The following is a 15,262-nucleotide window of genomic DNA, read 5'->3' as shown; positions in this document are numbered from 1 at the left end:
TCGATTACCCGCACGACGATCACCACGCCGCGGTACGGGTCGTACCAGGAATCGAAGCTCAGCGCCTTGAGCGGCGCTTCGGGGTTGCCGCCGGGCGGCGGCAGCCGCTCGACGATCGCCTCGAGAATCTCGGGCACCCCGGTGCCCTGCTTGGCGCTGGCGAGGAGCGCATGGGCGCCATCGAGAGCGATCACCTCGGTAATCTGACGGCGCGCCTCGTCCGGCTGCGCGCCCGGCAGGTCGATCTTGTTGATGACCGGAATGATCTCGAGGTTGTTGCCCGCAGCGAGGTACGCGTTGGCCAGCGTCTGCGCCTGAACGCCCTGCGAGGCGTCCACGAGCAGCAGGGCGCCCTCGCACGCCGACAGCGAACGGGTGACCTCGTACGAGAAGTCCATGTGCCCGGGCGTGTCGATCAGGTTGAGGACGTACTTCTGACCATCGAGCGCCGTGTAGTCGAGCCGCACCGAATGCGCCTTGATGGTGATGCCGCGCTCGCGCTCGAGGTCCATGCGGTCGAGCACCTGGTCGCGCATCTTGCGCGCCTCGATGGTGCCCGTGTGCTCCAAGAGCCGATCCGCGAGGGTCGATTTTCCGTGGTCGATGTGGGCGATGATCGAGAAGTTGCGGATATGGGTTCTGTTCGGCTGCGCGTCGGGCATTCGGAGCAATAGTAGGTGACCCGGGGCGGTTGCTTGAGTGCGGGTGGCCTCGCTGAATCACCGGGTCCGGGGAGCTTCGGCGGTAGACTGGCCGGGCATGAAGACCTCGCGGCCATGGGTGCGGCGTGCGGTGTCGTGCGTGTGCCTGGGCGTGCTCACGACGATTGCTGTCGCTTGGGCGGCCGGGGCGTTCATGCTCACCGGCGACTCGTTCGATGTGACGCGCGGGCGAGCGTTGAGCAAGCAGGAATGGTGGCTGGTGGGGATCGAGTTGAAGCCGGCGCGGAAGCGGGCGATCTCGACGGTGATGATTCGCGCGTCGCACTACCAGGAGAGCGACACGCTCGGCATGCTGCCGGGGTGGGCGGCACGCCTGCCGGAGCCTGTGACGCTGAACGCGTGGCCGAACGCGCACTATGAGATCGTCGAGGGGTGTGGGTGGCCGTGGGTGGCGTTGACGTACCGGTTTTCAGGCCTGGGAACGGGCGTGGCCACAACGGGGAAGGTGACGGGCGGTCTGGAGTTGCCGCCCCGGTCGACGGGAGCGTGGTACGACCCAAGGGCGCTGCCGTGCACGCCGTACGTGCCCGGGTTCGCGGCGAACACCGCGCTGGCGGCGGTGGTGTGGTTCGGCGCGCTCACAGCGGTCGAGGGGTGCGGCGGGCGCGCCGGCGTGTGAAGGGGCTGTGCCCGAGCTGCGGGTACGAGTTGAAGGGCGCGCTGCAGTGCCCGGAATGCGGCGCGTAGACAGCGCGACGAAGGTCAGGCGCCGACGCCGTCCTGGTCACGGCAACCGAGGTCTTTCATGCGCTGGTAGAGCTCGTCCCAGCCCTGAGCGGGATGGGACATGATGGCGTCTTTGAAGAACCGGTCCTCGCGGGAAATTGAAAGGCCGATGGTGAGGAGGAACGCGGCCGTGGAGGGGGGCTTCCCGGGCGGGGCCATGCGCTTGCCGGTGTCGTCGACCTGGCGGGCGATTGCCTCGGTCTCGGGGGTGCAGGAGGAGCGGTCGAAGTTGCAGGTGAGCTTGACGTGCCGGAAGCCGTTGTGGAGCGGGGGCTTGTCGACGGGCTTCACTTTGACGGCGGAGGGGTCGCGGACAGCGAAGTAGTTGATGGGGAACGGGGGCTCGCCGATGCGGAGCGTGACCGTGCCGCCGGTGCAGGTTCGGACCTGCTTCGGAGTCAGGAAACGCGCCAGGGCAACGTGCTCGGCATGAAGGCTCAGCCCGAAGTAGAGTCCAGCTCCGGGGTAGTCACAGGTTGTTGCCGACCAAAGTAGGTGTCTCAACTCCACGAATGGCCTCGAGGGGCATCGGCTCTTCGTTTCCCGCACAACGCGAGAGTCGCGGTGAATCCCAACACCGCACGCCAGGGCCTACTGCCTTCGAAGGGTTGCACAGGTTAACCTAGGGCGGTGTGAAGTTCAACTCTCAGGCCGTTCGGCGAATCTCTAGGCGCTCGTGGGCCCGGGACTTGCGGGTATCCCCCCGGTCGTGCACCCATGGACGGGGCATCGCCGGACACCCCTCGGCCTCTTGTGGAATCGCGTGCATGAGGTATGGTGGATTCGGTGCAGCTATGAAAACGTCCACGGATCCGCAGAAGCGTGTGTCTCCCAAGCCCGTGTACGACAAGGGCCGTCCGCGCCGGTGGCTGCGCAGCGAGCAGCAGGATTTGCGCCGGCGCTCGGCGAGCACGGAGCGGCGCTGGGGGCGGGACCGCTGAAGCGGGCAGCCGGCGCACGGTGATTACGATGGGTCATGCCCGACCCACACGAGCCCCACGACGCACGCCCGGTGCTGACGCTGGCCCATTCGCCCGATCCCGACGATGCGTTCATGTGGTGGCCGATCACGGGCAAGGTGCGCCCTGATGGCATGCAGGTGTCGCCGCCGGTAATTGACACGGGGCGGTTCCGGTTTGCGGCGCTGCCGGCTGACATCGAGGTGCTGAACCGGCGGGCCGCGGAGGTGGGCGACCTGGACATCACGGCGCTCTCGTTCCGCGCCTGGGGGAACGTGCGGGAACGGTATGTGGTGACGCGGACGGGCTCGTCGTTCGGCGAGGGGTTCGGGCCCAAGGTGGTGAGGCGGGCGGACTCCGAGAAGGTGCACTGCGTGAACTGCCTGCGCGGCGGCGACGTGCGGATCGCGATCCCGGGGCGGCGGACCACGGCGTTTCTGGTGCTTGGGATGCTGCTGGGGCGGGAGCGGGTTGCGAAGGAGGGCAAGGTTGTCGAGATGCCCTTCGAGCGGATCATCGCGGCGGTGGCGGAGGGTGAGGTGGATGCGGGGCTGGTGATCCATGAGGGCCAGCTGCTGTACGAGCAGGCGGGGCTCAAGCTGGTGGTGGACCTTGGGAAGTGGTGGCAGGAGCAGACGGGGCTGCCGCTGCCCTTGGGGTGCAACGCGGTGCGGCGGGACCTTGATGCGCGGTTTGGGGCGGGGTCGGTCGACGAGGTTTCGCGCACGCTGCGGCGGAGCGTGGATTATGCGCTGGAGCACCGGCGCGAGTCGCTGGAGTACACGCTGCCATTTGCGCTGGCGAACGCGGCCAAGCCAGGGGGAAGCGGGGCGCCGACGCTGGAGCGGGTGGATGAGTACGTGAAGATGTACGTGAACCGGTGGACGGTGGACATGGGGCCGGAGGGGCTCGCCGCGGTGCAGCGGCTGTTTGATGAGGGGGCGCGGGCGGGGCTGTGCGATACGGTGGCGGTGGATGCCATCTAAGTTGCGGAAGAAGTTGTGAGCGAGGGCGGGGTATCGGGGCTTGGTGGATTGGGTGGTAGGCGGCGCTGGCGCGGGGGCTTCGAGGGCTGTAAACGCTCAAGATTGATCGATTGGCGATCGATGACAGAGGAGAACGGCCCGTCGGGGCCGCAGCGCAAGAGAGGCCTGGTTCCCACTCGCCATCGGCGGGCTTTCCAGAGGACCTCTCCATGCGTGGAACGATCGACTCACTCCTGACCTCCCCTGGCACTGCTGGGCTTGGCGCTGTTGAGGCGCTGGAGCCGCGGCTGGTGCTCTCGGCCCCCACTGCTTCGCTGCTCAGCGTGAGCGTGGGCAAGGTCGATATGACGGTGACGGTGCGGTACGCGGCGGCGACGGGGATCGACGTCACATCCATCAACGGAAACGACGTGCGCGTGGCGTCGGCGGCGAAGAGCGTCGGCGGTGTCTCCCTAGCTTCGTTCAGCGAGCTGGGGCGACTGGCTGGCACGACGGTGCAGGCGGACGGGTCGGTGGTCGCCAAGTACGTAGTGACCGCCCGGGGCGGGGCGTGGGACTGGGCGGACAGCGGGTTGTACACGGTGTCGCTCGCGTCGATGCAGGTGCGGAGCAAGTCGGGGCAGTGGAACGCGGCGGCGACGCTGAAGTCGCAGTCGCTGTCGTTCGCGGGGCCGCGGGCGGACCTGGTGAGCGCCACCCTGGGCAACATGTCGCAGTGGCTGATCGGCATTCGCTACACCGACGACATCGGGATTGACCGCGCGTCGATCGGCCTGGGCGACCTGCAGGTGCAGAGCGCGGGGGCGCTGGTGTCGCTGGGAAGACCCGCGTACACGACGGGATCGGGCGCGACGATCACGGCGTACTATTACGCGAAGACGGCGCAGAACGCGGCGAGCTGGATGGACCGCGGGTCGTACACAATCGTGCTGCGAGGCGGGCAGGTGTTCGATACGAGCGGCAACTCGCTGCCGTCGTACGTGATGGGCACGCAGAGCTACACGAGCGACCGGCCGGCGGCGCAGCTGGCATCGTCGACCTTCACGGCGGACGCGTGGACGGTGTGCATCCGGTACCGCGCGGAGCTGGGCGTGGACCTTGGGTCGATCGGGCACGGTGATCTGCAGTACAGCGGCGCGAAGGGGACGGTGCTGGCGTCGCTGGTGGAGTCACCGATCGTGGGCGCGGATGGGTCGGTGCTCGCGACGTACCGGTTCGCAGCGCCCGAGGGTGGGTGGGTGAGCACGCCAGGGGCGTACACGCTGAGCATGCGGGCGAGCCAGGTGTTCGAGAGCGTGGTGCGGCCGGGGCAGAGCGCCAAGCTGTCGGTGCTGTCGGGGTACTTTGTCAACGGCGCGTACACGGCGACCGGGCCGGCCGAGTCGGCGGTGAGCGGCACGGCGGCGGAGGTCGTGAGCGCGGCCAAGACCTCGAGCAAGACCCTGGAGTTCACGGTGCGGTTCAGCGATGCCGATGGGCTGAACGATGCGTCGCTGACGGGCGGGCAGACCCTGATGATGTACGGGCCGAAGCTGTCGAGCGGGGGGGCGGGCGGCGGGGCGTTCAAGAGTGCGCTGGCGGTGGTGAGCGCTTCGCAGGAGAGCCCGACGAGCTGGATGGTCACGTACCGCCTGAACTCGGCGACGACGCTGCCCACCGGCGTGTACTACCTGCGGACGAACTCGTTCCAGGTGATGGACGCGATCGGGAACATCATGCCGTCGGTTGAGCTGCTGGCAATGAGCGTGTGATCGCGGCGCCTCAGCGCTCTGCGACGACCTCCACGGTTTTCCGGAGAGTGCGCTGCTCGAAGTGCGTGCTGGCGGCCGGGCGCGTCGGGCGGCCGTCGGGCTCGGTCGCGGGCGTGGGCATCGTGCCCGAGGGGACGACGCACTGGTAGAGGGTCAGCTCCACCTCGTGCGAGCCTTCCGCGGCGGGGGTCCACGAGTGCGACGGCACGCGGTCGTCCGGGTGCGAGCTGTAGCGGCCCTCGCGTGACCGGTAGAGCGTGTAGATCCAGCGGCCGCCGAGCTTGCTGACCCCGGGGTTGGCGAGCGGGACGCCGTTGACGCGCACATCCTGGACCCAGATGAACATGCGGGTCCCGGGGCCGCGCCCGCGTTCTTCGCCGCGGACGGAGATCTCCTGCAGCTGGCCGAGCGAGACTCTGTCGGGCAGGTCGATCTCGGGCTCGAACCACTCGTCGTAGTACCGCCGCAGCACATCGGGCGAGAGGGAGTTCGCGGCGGCGGCGGCTTCCAACCAGGCGGCCGGCGGGCCGTAGAGGTAGCCGGTGCCGCGGCGGACGTCGAGGAGCTTGGCGGCGAGCCGATCGGTCTCTTCCTGAGTGAAGGTGCGGCGGCCGACCTCCCCCCAGGTGGCCTTGTTGTGGCCCCACGCATCGGTGGCGGCGGTGGTGATGAGCAGGGCGTTGGGCGCGAGGGTCATCACGCCCGCGCCGAGGCCGCCGAACTTCAGCACGAGTGGCGAGAGGCCGATGAAGCACAGCACGGCGCCCGTGGCGGCGAGGGGGACCGAGCGGGTGCGGGCGCCGGTGATCCAGCGGTCGTGCCAGGCGGTAGCACACTCGGGGCAGACGTTGGGAGCGCTCGCCGGGTCGACGCCGAGCTCGTAGTCGCACTTTGGGCAGTGGAGCGAATCCCCCACTCTTCGCGTGCGGAGGGCGAAGATCATGACCTGCACGCCGCCGGCGATGATGAAGAACGTGAGCGGGATGGCCGCGCCGCCCCAGCCGCCGGGCCAGAAACCTGAAGTCACGACCAGGACTGCGTAGGCGAGCGTGATACCGACACCGAAGAGCGCCTGAGTGTGCGGGTCGGCCTGGCGGAGCTTGAGCTTGCGCCCGGCGATCACGGCGTAAATAACGACGCCGATCATCGCCGCGGGACCGACAGCCGCCGGAGTCCAAACCGTTGCGGGCAGCAGGGCCATGGCGCTGCCCGCAACCAGCGCGCACGCTGATGGGCCTGCCAGCATCCACCACCTGGTACGCCCCCTCACTCTGGTCCTCCGCCGCTGCTTCGGTCAGCGTGTCAGTTGATGTGGATGCCCGTGGCGCTGATGACCATTGTCGGGCCGTCGAGCTGGGTGACCTTGCCGACGACGGTGAGGCGGGAGAGCTCCTTGAGGCCGTGCTCGCCCTTGAGGCCAACGCGCAGCGGTATCCCGGCGGCGTCAACAACCTGGATGGTGGCGGCGCTGGCGGCGATGTCCTCCTTCTTCTCGCAGCAGTAGTCCCACGGGTACTTGCAGCCGTCGTCGGGGTTGTCTGAGCAGGCGGGGAGCTCGGGGTCCATGAGCGTGAACACGGCGCGATCTTCCATAAAGGGCTTACGGCTGCCGCCCACGCGACCGACGACGGCGACGGTGTCGCCGACTTTCACCGACTGCTTGGCCTGCTTGACGGGCTTGGCATCGGCGGGCGCGGCGGTGAGGAAGAGTTCGCCGGGGAGGGCCCCGGCGGGGGCACCCGCGGGCGCGGCGGAGGTCTTCGTGGGCGGGGTGGTCTGGTTGGTGGCGGGCTTCTTCTCACAGGCGCTGAGGGCGAGCAGCGAGCAGATGGTGGCGGTCATCAGGGCGGCGGTCTTCATAGGTGACTCCTTGCAGAAGGTTATATCGACTTGAGGGCGACGGGGATGCTCAGGCGCAGGCATCGCCACGCGGGGGGGAGTGAGCCCACCAGCCCCAGCACGATGCCAGAGCCGAGGGCGATGATCATGGCCACGGCATCAACGCGGAGGCCGAACGCGCCCATGGAGAAGCGGACGGCGAGCCCATCGAGGAGCAGCAGGCCGAGCGCGGCCGCGAGCAGCGAGCCGGCGCAGGTGGCGAGCACGGACTCCTGCACGAGGCTCACGACGATGGCGCCGCGCCGGAACCCGAGGCTCTGGAGCGTGCCGATCTCGCGTACGCGCGAGGCGAACGCGGCGTACATGGTGTTGAGGCCGCCGAAGAGCCCGCCGATGCCGATGAGGCCGGCGGTGACCCAGGCGACGATGCGGATAGGGGCGAAGAACTGCGAGAGGCGGGCGTAGTAGGCCTGTTCGGGGGTGGAGGTGATCTCGAGGTCGAAGCGTGTGCGGGCGAAGAGCTCGACGTCGCTGGCGTCGGCCTTGTCGCGGTCCAGCGTGAGGACGACGCAGGAGTCGGTCTCCCGCTTGGTGGCCTGCTTGAGGTCGGTGAGCGGGACCCAGAGCTCGGCCTGCGTGACGGTGCCAGGGGAGGCGAAGCGGCCGACGATGGTGAGTGGGCGGTCGTCGATGTAGAGCTTGTTGCCCAGCGCGAGGGCTTCGGGCGCGACGCCGAGCTTGACGTGGACCATGGCGCCGACCATGACCTCGTCGTAACCAGCGCGGGGAGGCCGGCCCTCGACCACCTGCACGTCGCTGTGCACGAGCATGGCGGGGGGCGTGACGCCGCGGACGAGGACGGTGGGGCCGCGCTCCTGCTGGGGGTCGGTCTTGACGGGGAGCTGCACGTGCACCTCGGGGGAGACGTAGGCCTGGCCGGCGCGGGTGCGGATGCCCTGGATGGTGGCGGTGACGAGGCCGCCGACGCCGGCCTCGATCTCGCTGCGCTCGATGGACTCTTCGCTCCCTGATCCGAGGATGATGACGTTGTCGGGGTGGCCGGTGGAGCGGAGGGAGGCGTCCATGCCGCGGACGAAGGCCGCGGCGGCGAGGACGAGCAGCACGACCAGGGCGCTGCCGAGCACCGAGAGCAGCAGGCGCGCGGTGGACCTTCCCAGGTTCCGCACGGCGTAGTCGATGGGGAGGAGCTTCATGGTGGGTCCTTGTGCTCCTTACACCGCGCGGAAGCAGGCGGCGATCTCGCGGCGTGAGGCCTGCCACGCGGGGACGAGGCCGGCCACGACCCCCACCCCCGCCGCGAGCGCAAGCCCCAGAGCGACGACGTTCCAGTCGGAAGTGATGTTCACGCTCTGGCCCTCGTTGCTGAGGCTGAAGTTGCCGTAGCGGACCACGGCGACGGCGAGGGCGGTGCCCAGGACGCCGCCAGCGATGCCCATGACCAGCCCTTCGCCCACGATGAGGCGGGCGATGACGCCGCTGCGGAAGCCGAGCGTCTGGAGCACGGCGTGCTCCTTGATGCGGTCCTGCACGGAGAGCACGATGGCGTTGGCGACGAGCGCGAGCACCGCGGCGAGGCAGCCCCAGCCGAGGTAGCGGGTGAACCGGACGATCTCGACGAGGTCGGCGCCGGCCTGGGCAACGAAGGCCTTCTCCGAGCGGGTGGTCGTGGGGTCGGCCTCGTGGCGGAACTCGGCGTCGATCTTCTCGGCGATCTGCTCGAGCTCGGCGGGGTTGTTCACGTGTACGGTGAACTGCGTAACGATGCCCTGGCCCGCGCGGCTGGTGGAGGCACGCTGGATGAAGTCGAGGTGCACGTAGGCGACGTTCTCGTCCTGCGGGTGTGGCGAGCGGATGATCCCGGCGACGTAGACGGTGATGCCGGAGGAGTCGAAGGACTGGCCCACCTTGAAGCCGCGGCGCTGGGCGAGGCGCTCACCGACGAACGCTGCGTCGGAGCGGCGGTTCCAGTCGGCGAGGTCGCCTTCGACGAGCTTCCAGTCGCCCGAGATCTTGGAGAGGTCGTCCTGGGGCACGCCGCGGAAGGTGATGACGTCGAGGCTGGCGCGGCAGTTGTTGACAACGATCGCCATGGGGATGACGTCCTTGACGCCGGCGATTTTCTCGATGCGGGGGCCGTAGTACTCGGGGATGCGGCTGGTGGCGGGGCAGAAGCGGTTCTCGCGGTAGACGACGAGGGTGGTGTCGGCGGCGGTGGTCTCGGTGGCCTTGCGGACGCTGTGCTGGAGCGTCTGCACGGCGATGAAGAGGAACATGGCGACCGTCACGCCCGCGACGGTGAGGAGGGTGCGGGTAGTGTGGCGCGAGACCTGCTTGAGGATGAGGGGGAGGAAGCGGGGTGCGATCACGAGAGCACCTCCTGTGCGGCTGGGTGCTCGTTCTCGGTCTGCTCGACGAGGCGGCCTTTTTCGAGGTGGAGGGTTTTGCGGGCGTAGGCCGCGGACTTGGCGTCGTGCGTGACCATGATGAGGGTCTTGCCCAGCTCCTGGTTGAGGCGGGTGAGCAGCTGGAGGATGGACCTGGCGGAGGCGGCGTCGAGGTCGCCGGTGGGTTCGTCGGCGACGATGATGCGGGGGTCGGTGACGATGGCGCGGGCGATGGCGACGCGCTGCTCCTGGCCGCCGCTGAGCTGGCGGGGGTAGTGGTCGTGGCGGTCGGCGATGCCGACAAGGGAGAGAGCGGCGGAGACGCGGTCGTGGCGCTCGCGGGCGGACATCCTGTGCAGCAGCAGGGGCAGCTCGATGTTCTCGTACGCGGTGAGCACGGGGACGAGGTTGTAGAGCTGGAAGATGTAGCCGACGTTCTCGCTGCGCCAGTCGGCGAGGCGCGAGCGCGAGAGCGTGGCGATGTCGGTGCCCGCGATGAGCAGCTGGCCGCCGGTGGGGCGGTCAATGCCGGCGATCAGGTTGAGCAGTGTGGTCTTGCCGCTGCCGGATGGGCCCATGAGGGCGAGGAACTCGCCGGCCTCGACGGTGAGGTCGAGCTGGTGGAGGGGCGTGATGGTGGCGTCCCCCTTCCTGTAGGACTTGGTGAGCTGCCGGCACTCAATGAGTGGCATGCGGGCCTCCTTGCTCGCTGACTTGTTTCTCGCCCAGCACGCGGACGCGCCCGCCGTCACGCACCCTGTCCAAGGGCTCGATGATGACCCGGTCGCCCTCGTGCAGCGGGCCCTGGGCTTCGACGTAGCCGTCCATCGCGGGGGTGAAGGAGACCTGCCGCATGGAGGCCATGGCCCCGGCGTCGGCGGTGCGGTCGACGATGAAGACGTGGGCAACGCCGCCGCTGGCGTGCAGCAGGGCGGCGGCGGGGACGAGGAATGTGGTTGAGTCTTGTTGTGCGGTGGAGGGGGTACCGGCGGTGCTGCCGGTCGCGGGCTTGCCCTGGCCCATGAAGCGCACGCGGGTGAGCATCTCGGGCTTGAGGGTCTCGCTGGGGTTCTCGATCGCGACCTTCACCTGCACGGTGTTCCGCTGGATGTTGGCCTCATGCACCAGGCGCGTCACCACGCCCTTGAACACGGTGTCGGGCATTGCCTCGGTGACGATCTGGGCGGGCGTGCCCATGCCGACCTTCGCGGCCTCGGCGATGGGTACATCGACGCGTACCTGGAGGCGCTGAGGGTCGTAGAGGCGCACGATCGCGCCGGGCATGCCGGCGGCAGCGTTCATGCTGATGCGGGTGCCGGGCTCGACCAGGCGGGCGAGGACGACGCCCGAGGACGGCGAGCGTACCTCGGTGCGCGAGAGGGCGAGCTCGGCTTCCTCGCATGCGAGCTCGTGCTGGCGCACCTTGGCCTGTGCGACCTTGACGGCGCTCTTGGCGGACTCGACCTCCAGGTCCATGCTGCGGAGGCGGATCTCCAGGCGGGCGAACTGGCCTTCGGAGATGCCGCCGGCCTGCACGAGCGGCCGCTTGCGCTCGACCTCGTCGCGGACCTCAGCCGCGCGGGCCTCCGCGGCGTAGACATTGGCGCGGGCCTGCATGAGCTCGGACTCCATGGCCTCGAGCTCGGCTTCGGAGCGGCTGAGGGCGAGCTTGGCGTCCTCGTTGACGAGGCGGGCCACCACATCGCCCTGCTGCACGCGCTGGCCTTCGAGCACCAGCACTTCGCTGACGACGCCCTCGGTGAGGGCGGTGACGCTGATGGCGTAGGGGTCGGCCTCAACCCAGCCGGGGGCCTGCACGAGGACTTGGGCGGGGCGGGCGGCAGAGCCAGCGCCGCTGGCAGACGACGCAGCGTGGCGGGAGAGCACTGGGGCGACCCACACGTCCGTCGCCCGCCACAGCAGGGCCCGCGCGGAGTAGAGCACCAGGGCGGCGATCGACAGCAGCACGGCCAGAGGCACGCCCACGCGGGCCCACAGGCGGCGGGGCGGACGCGGTACCGAAATGGGTGCAGGTGCGTCGGGACGGCCGCGGGAGAGGGATCTGACATCGGGGGCGGCCTGCGTCATTGCTGGGCCTCCTTCGCGGTGCCAGATGGGTGAGCGGCCGCCGCGGGGCCGGTGAGCTCGCTCACGCGGATGGCCGCGAGCCACTCCTCGAGCTTGGCTTCGATCAGGGCCATGCGGACCTCCTGCTGGCGTGACACGGCTTCGAGCAGGGAGAGGGTGTTAACCTCGCCGAGTTCTGCGACGCGGCGGGAGGCGGCGAACTGCTCATCGACGAGCGGGACGATCTCGCGTTCGAGGGTCTCGCGCCGGGCGAGTGCGGCCTCGTACGACACGCGTGCCTGGGCGAGCTGGGACTCAACGCGCTCCAACGTCGTCTCGAGCATCGCCCGCGCAACCTCGCGCTCGGCCTCGGCTCGGGCCACGCCCTCGCGGTTGCGGTTCCACAGGGGCAGCGGCAGCTGGAACATGCCGATCGCCTGGTCCATGCCCTCCTCGCGCCCGTAGCCGGGGCCGACCATGAGGTCGGGGTACTGGCGTCGGACTTCCAGCTCCAGCGACTTCTCGGCGACCTCGTACTCGGCCTGCGCGACCGCGAGGGCGGGGCTGCGCTCGAGCAAGTGCTCGGGCGAAAGGCTTGCGTCCACATCCGGTGAAAGACCGGGCAGCAGTGTGACGGGCGCGCCGGGCGACAGGCCCATGACCTGCCGCACCATCAACTCGGCCTCGCGGCGCATCGCTTCCATCTGCACCAGCTCATTGCGGCGCATCGAGTGCTCGATCTTGAAAAAGCGGGCGTCGATGGTGGGCAGCTCGCCGGCCTGTTCGAGGCGGTCGACGATGCCCACAAGGCCCTCGAGGCTGGCGAGGTACTCGCGCGTGACGCGGGCCTTCTGCTCGGCCGCGCTCCAGCGGGCCCAGGCGCGGCGGAGCTCGTTGCGGACGGTCCACTCCTGCTCGAAGACGCGGGTGATGGCGGTGGCGTGCTCGGCGCCGGCGCGCTGACGCTCAATGCCAAGGCGGCCGGAGACCGGGAGCGTCAGCCCCAGTGTGGTGGCCAGCATCCAGGGGTTGGCGGTGGACTGAAGGAAACGGGTGACCTCGCCGCCGAGGACGGGGTCCTCCCAGCGGCCGGCGTTGTCGGCGGTGGCGCGGGCCACACCCGCCCGCAGACGGGCCACACGCAGCTCGGGGTTGTAAACCAGTGCCACAAGCTCGGCCTCGGCAGCGGAGAGCCCGTCGGCGAGGTCGAGGGAGACGGGCTCGCCGCTCGCCTTCGACAGCTCCTCCGCGAGCAGGCGCACATCGGGGGATTCGGGCGTGCGCTCAGCCCAGGCGGCCCGGTGCGCGTGCAGGTCAACCGGGCGGGCTGAGTAGGAGGCGCAGCCGGAGAGCCCCGCGCCCAGAAGGTTGAGCGCGGCCGCGGCGCGGCAGGTGGTCCAGACGTGTGTCATTGCTCACTCCAGAGCCGTCGCGACGAGGGTGCGCGGGGGCTGCTGACCATTGAACCGGAGCGCCGGCGCCCCGCAACGGGGACACGCGGCACGAACACGCGCTCCCGGCCGTTCGGCGGGCGCGCAATGCGGCCATGGAGCAAGTGTCTAAACGACGATGCGGGTGGTGGCGATGCCGCAAGAAGCGCGGCCCGCGGGTGAGTCCTCACGCAGTACGAGCGCGCTGCGGCTCATCGAGCCGAGAGAACTCGGCGTCGGCAGCACGGGCCGCCACTGGGGCAGCACCCGGTCCACCTTTACCTCACCAAGGCGGGTGGGCTCGTTGACAGGGGCGGGCCGCTCGGCGGGACGGGCACAGCAGCCGCACGCCATCTCGCAGCGGCGCTCGGCCTTTGAGGAGCAACAGCTCACCTCCTCAGGGGCGCAGCAGGCGCAGGCGGTGGCTTCGCACGACGCAAGGGCGACGACCCGCTGGTGCGTGCCGATCCCGACCACCGCCTGCAGGGCGATGCACACGAGGACCAGCAGCTTGGCCAAGGGATACGCCAGGCGAGACCTCCTCTGAGCGTCCGCTCATTGTAGTGGTCTATGCGCGTATCGGTTCAGGCGCCCGCCCGCTTGTGCCGTGTTGAGGGGCGATAAGCGGGTTGTTCGGCATCGGTTCGATCGCGCCGGCGGCCAGCCGGCTAAAAGATCTTCTTGGTCACGAAGATGGCCGCGATGAGGCCCAGCACGAACATCGCGATGAAGATGAAGAACAGCACCTTGGCGATGTCGGCCGCGGCGCCGGCGACGCCGGCGAAGCCGAAGATCGCGGCGATGATGGCGACGACAAGGAAAACCAGTGCCCACTTGAGCATGTCACACCTCCGGTCTGCCCACACCGTGCACCCGCCGCCTGATAGTGCGGTGAACCTTGCGTGGCGGTGGTTTGCGCGCGGGATCACCCGGTGGTGGAACATGGGCGGGGCCGCGAGCGAATGGCCCGTGCCAACCCCAAGCCACCCCGAGGACTACTTCATGAAGACGCTTTCTGTTGCCGCGTTGCTTGCTGCATTTGCTTCGACTGCTCTTGGCCAGGTCCCGACGGAGTGGACATTCCGGGTGGTGGCACGGGAGGGAGCCAGCGGGTTCGGGATCCCCAACGGGGCGGAGCTGGTGCAGAACGACCCCGGGCTGGACGACCAGGGCAACGCGTGCGTGCGGTACACCATGAGCGGGGGCGAGGGGATCTTCGTGTGGAGCGCGGCCGAGCAGTCCAGCCGCGTCGTCGTGACCAACGCCAGCGCCTTGTACTCCAGCTCCATCGACATGCTCAACGGGCGGATCGCCCTCAGCCTCAACGACGGCGGGGTCGAGCTGCGCGACTACAACGGCAACCTGCTCGACACGTACCCGGTGGGCGGGACGGAGGGCATCACCGGGCCGGTCACCCGCGCACGCCTGACGACCACGGGCGCGATCGGCTACCGCGGGTCTTCGGGCGGCATCTCGAAGCACATCCTCGATCGCTTCGTCGGGGCGACGCGGGTGCAGACGCTGCTGGCGAGCACGGACGGGGCGACGCCGTACTCGTTCCTGTACTCCCCCACTGTCAACGCGGGCCACCAGATGGCGAGCAAGGCGGACCTCCGCAGCGGCGGCGCGGGCGTGGTCCGCTGGCAGGAGGGGCAGGCGCCGGTGATCATCCAGGCGACGGCGGGCTCGCCGTACAACCTGATCTCCAACGGCACGGACCTCAACGACGCGGGGCAGGTGGCGTTCTTTGTGCGCGTGGCCGCGGACAGCAGCTTCCGACTGATGCGCGGCGACGGCACAGCGGACCCGGTGGTGATCGCCTCGAGTGAGCCGTTCAACCCCGCGGGGCTGGTGAACAACGCGTTCGCGAACTTCCCGCCGGTGATCAACAACAACGGGCTGGTGGCGTTCCGTCCGAACGATCCGACCCAGGCGATCTACATCGGCGATGGGACGACGCTCGTGCGGGTGGTGGGCGACTCGAGCTTCATCACGCTCCCGGACGGCACGCAGTTCTCGCTGGGGGCGGGCACCGGCAACCCGCGCACGTCCCTCGTCGGCAACATCGCCCTCAACGGGGCCAACCAGATCGCGTTCATCGGGCGGCTGTCGGACGGGAGCGACGCCCTGATCATCGCGACACCGGTCCCAACGGGGAATGGGTGCGGCACCAGCGACTTCAACGGCGACGGGGACTTCGGCACCGATCAGGACATCGAAGCCTTCTTCGCCTGCATCGGCGGGAACTGCTGCCCGACCTGCTTCCCCGGCGGCAGCGACTTCAACGGCGACGGCGACGCGGGCACCGATCAGGACATCGAGTCGTTCTTCCGCGTGCTGGGCGGGGGCAACTGCTGATGACGTGCTGACCGCGTGC

General features: G+C 69.2%; 15 protein-coding genes. 4 read left to right on the top strand and 11 right to left on the bottom strand.

What is annotated here, in order from left to right:
• The coding region (locus tag VD997_08740; GenBank protein HYE62071.1) for a GTP-binding protein at window positions 1-662 on the bottom strand (662 nt) is incomplete at its 3' end.
• A 97-nt stretch (window positions 663-759) separates the two neighbouring features.
• On the opposite strand from VD997_08740, the gene VD997_08735 reads away from it, so the two are divergent.
• Complete coding sequence (locus VD997_08735; GenBank protein ID HYE62070.1) at window positions 760-1,341, top strand: hypothetical protein; 582 nt, start codon at window positions 760-762, stop codon at window positions 1,339-1,341.
• Between the two features lie 83 nt (window positions 1,342-1,424).
• Here VD997_08735 and VD997_08730 read toward each other — a convergent pair whose 3' ends face one another.
• Complete coding sequence (locus tag VD997_08730) at window positions 1,425-1,952, bottom strand: hypothetical protein (GenBank protein ID HYE62069.1); 528 nt, start codon at window positions 1,950-1,952, stop codon at window positions 1,425-1,427.
• 472 nt (window positions 1,953-2,424) lie between these two features.
• Here VD997_08730 and VD997_08725 point away from each other — a divergent pair, with 472 nt between their 5' ends.
• On the top strand, window positions 2,425-3,393 hold the full coding sequence (locus VD997_08725; protein HYE62068.1) for an MqnA/MqnD/SBP family protein: 969 nt from the start codon (window positions 2,425-2,427) through the stop codon (window positions 3,391-3,393).
• 209 nt (window positions 3,394-3,602) lie between these two features.
• Window positions 3,603-5,144 (top strand): hypothetical protein, encoded by a 1,542-nt coding sequence (locus tag VD997_08720; protein HYE62067.1) that lies wholly within the window; start codon window positions 3,603-3,605, stop codon window positions 5,142-5,144.
• A gap of 10 nt (window positions 5,145-5,154) precedes the next feature.
• Here VD997_08720 and VD997_08715 read toward each other — a convergent pair whose 3' ends face one another.
• From VD997_08715 to VD997_08675, 9 genes are all read right to left on the bottom strand, one after another.
• Entirely contained in the window at window positions 5,155-6,390 is a 1,236-nt protein-coding gene (locus tag VD997_08715; protein ID HYE62066.1) for a hypothetical protein, read from the bottom strand.
• Window positions 6,391-6,446: 56 nt separating this feature from the next.
• Window positions 6,447-7,004, bottom strand: coding sequence for a hypothetical protein (locus VD997_08710; GenBank protein ID HYE62065.1), 558 nt, complete (start codon window positions 7,002-7,004; stop codon window positions 6,447-6,449).
• A gap of 20 nt (window positions 7,005-7,024) precedes the next feature.
• Entirely contained in the window at window positions 7,025-8,197 is a 1,173-nt protein-coding gene (locus VD997_08705; GenBank protein HYE62064.1) for an ABC transporter permease, read from the bottom strand.
• 18 nt (window positions 8,198-8,215) lie between these two features.
• The gene (locus VD997_08700; protein HYE62063.1) at window positions 8,216-9,370 is read right to left on the bottom strand and encodes an ABC transporter permease; all 1,155 of its coding nucleotides are present in this window, start codon (window positions 9,368-9,370) and stop codon (window positions 8,216-8,218) included.
• Window positions 9,367-10,080, bottom strand: a complete 714-nt coding sequence (locus VD997_08695) for an ABC transporter ATP-binding protein (GenBank protein HYE62062.1) — start codon at window positions 10,078-10,080, stop codon at window positions 9,367-9,369. The genes VD997_08700 and VD997_08695 overlap by 4 nt, the downstream gene beginning before the upstream one ends.
• Window positions 10,067-11,374 carry an efflux RND transporter periplasmic adaptor subunit gene (locus tag VD997_08690; GenBank protein ID HYE62061.1) on the bottom strand — a complete coding sequence of 436 codons (1,308 nt, stop codon included), beginning with the start codon at window positions 11,372-11,374 and terminating at the stop codon, window positions 10,067-10,069. Before VD997_08690 ends, VD997_08695 begins: the two co-directional genes overlap by 14 nt.
• Window positions 11,375-11,472: 98 nt before the next feature.
• Window positions 11,473-12,867, bottom strand: coding sequence for a TolC family protein (locus VD997_08685; GenBank protein ID HYE62060.1), 1,395 nt, complete (start codon window positions 12,865-12,867; stop codon window positions 11,473-11,475).
• 147 nt (window positions 12,868-13,014) lie between these two features.
• Window positions 13,015-13,404, bottom strand: coding sequence for a hypothetical protein (locus VD997_08680; GenBank protein ID HYE62059.1), 390 nt, complete (start codon window positions 13,402-13,404; stop codon window positions 13,015-13,017).
• A 149-nt stretch (window positions 13,405-13,553) separates the two neighbouring features.
• Complete coding sequence (locus VD997_08675; protein HYE62058.1) at window positions 13,554-13,727, bottom strand: DUF1328 domain-containing protein; 174 nt, start codon at window positions 13,725-13,727, stop codon at window positions 13,554-13,556.
• A 160-nt stretch (window positions 13,728-13,887) separates the two neighbouring features.
• On the opposite strand from VD997_08675, the gene VD997_08670 reads away from it, so the two are divergent.
• The gene (locus VD997_08670; GenBank protein ID HYE62057.1) at window positions 13,888-15,243 is read left to right on the top strand and encodes a hypothetical protein; all 1,356 of its coding nucleotides are present in this window, start codon (window positions 13,888-13,890) and stop codon (window positions 15,241-15,243) included.
• The last annotated feature ends 19 nt before the right edge of the window (window positions 15,244-15,262 follow it).

It is taken from the genome of Phycisphaerales bacterium (genome assembly GCA_035627955.1).
In the GTDB taxonomy this organism is placed as follows: domain Bacteria; phylum Planctomycetota; class Phycisphaerae; order Phycisphaerales; family UBA1924; genus JAEYTB01.
This window is presented reverse-complemented; position numbering and strand designations above follow the sequence as displayed.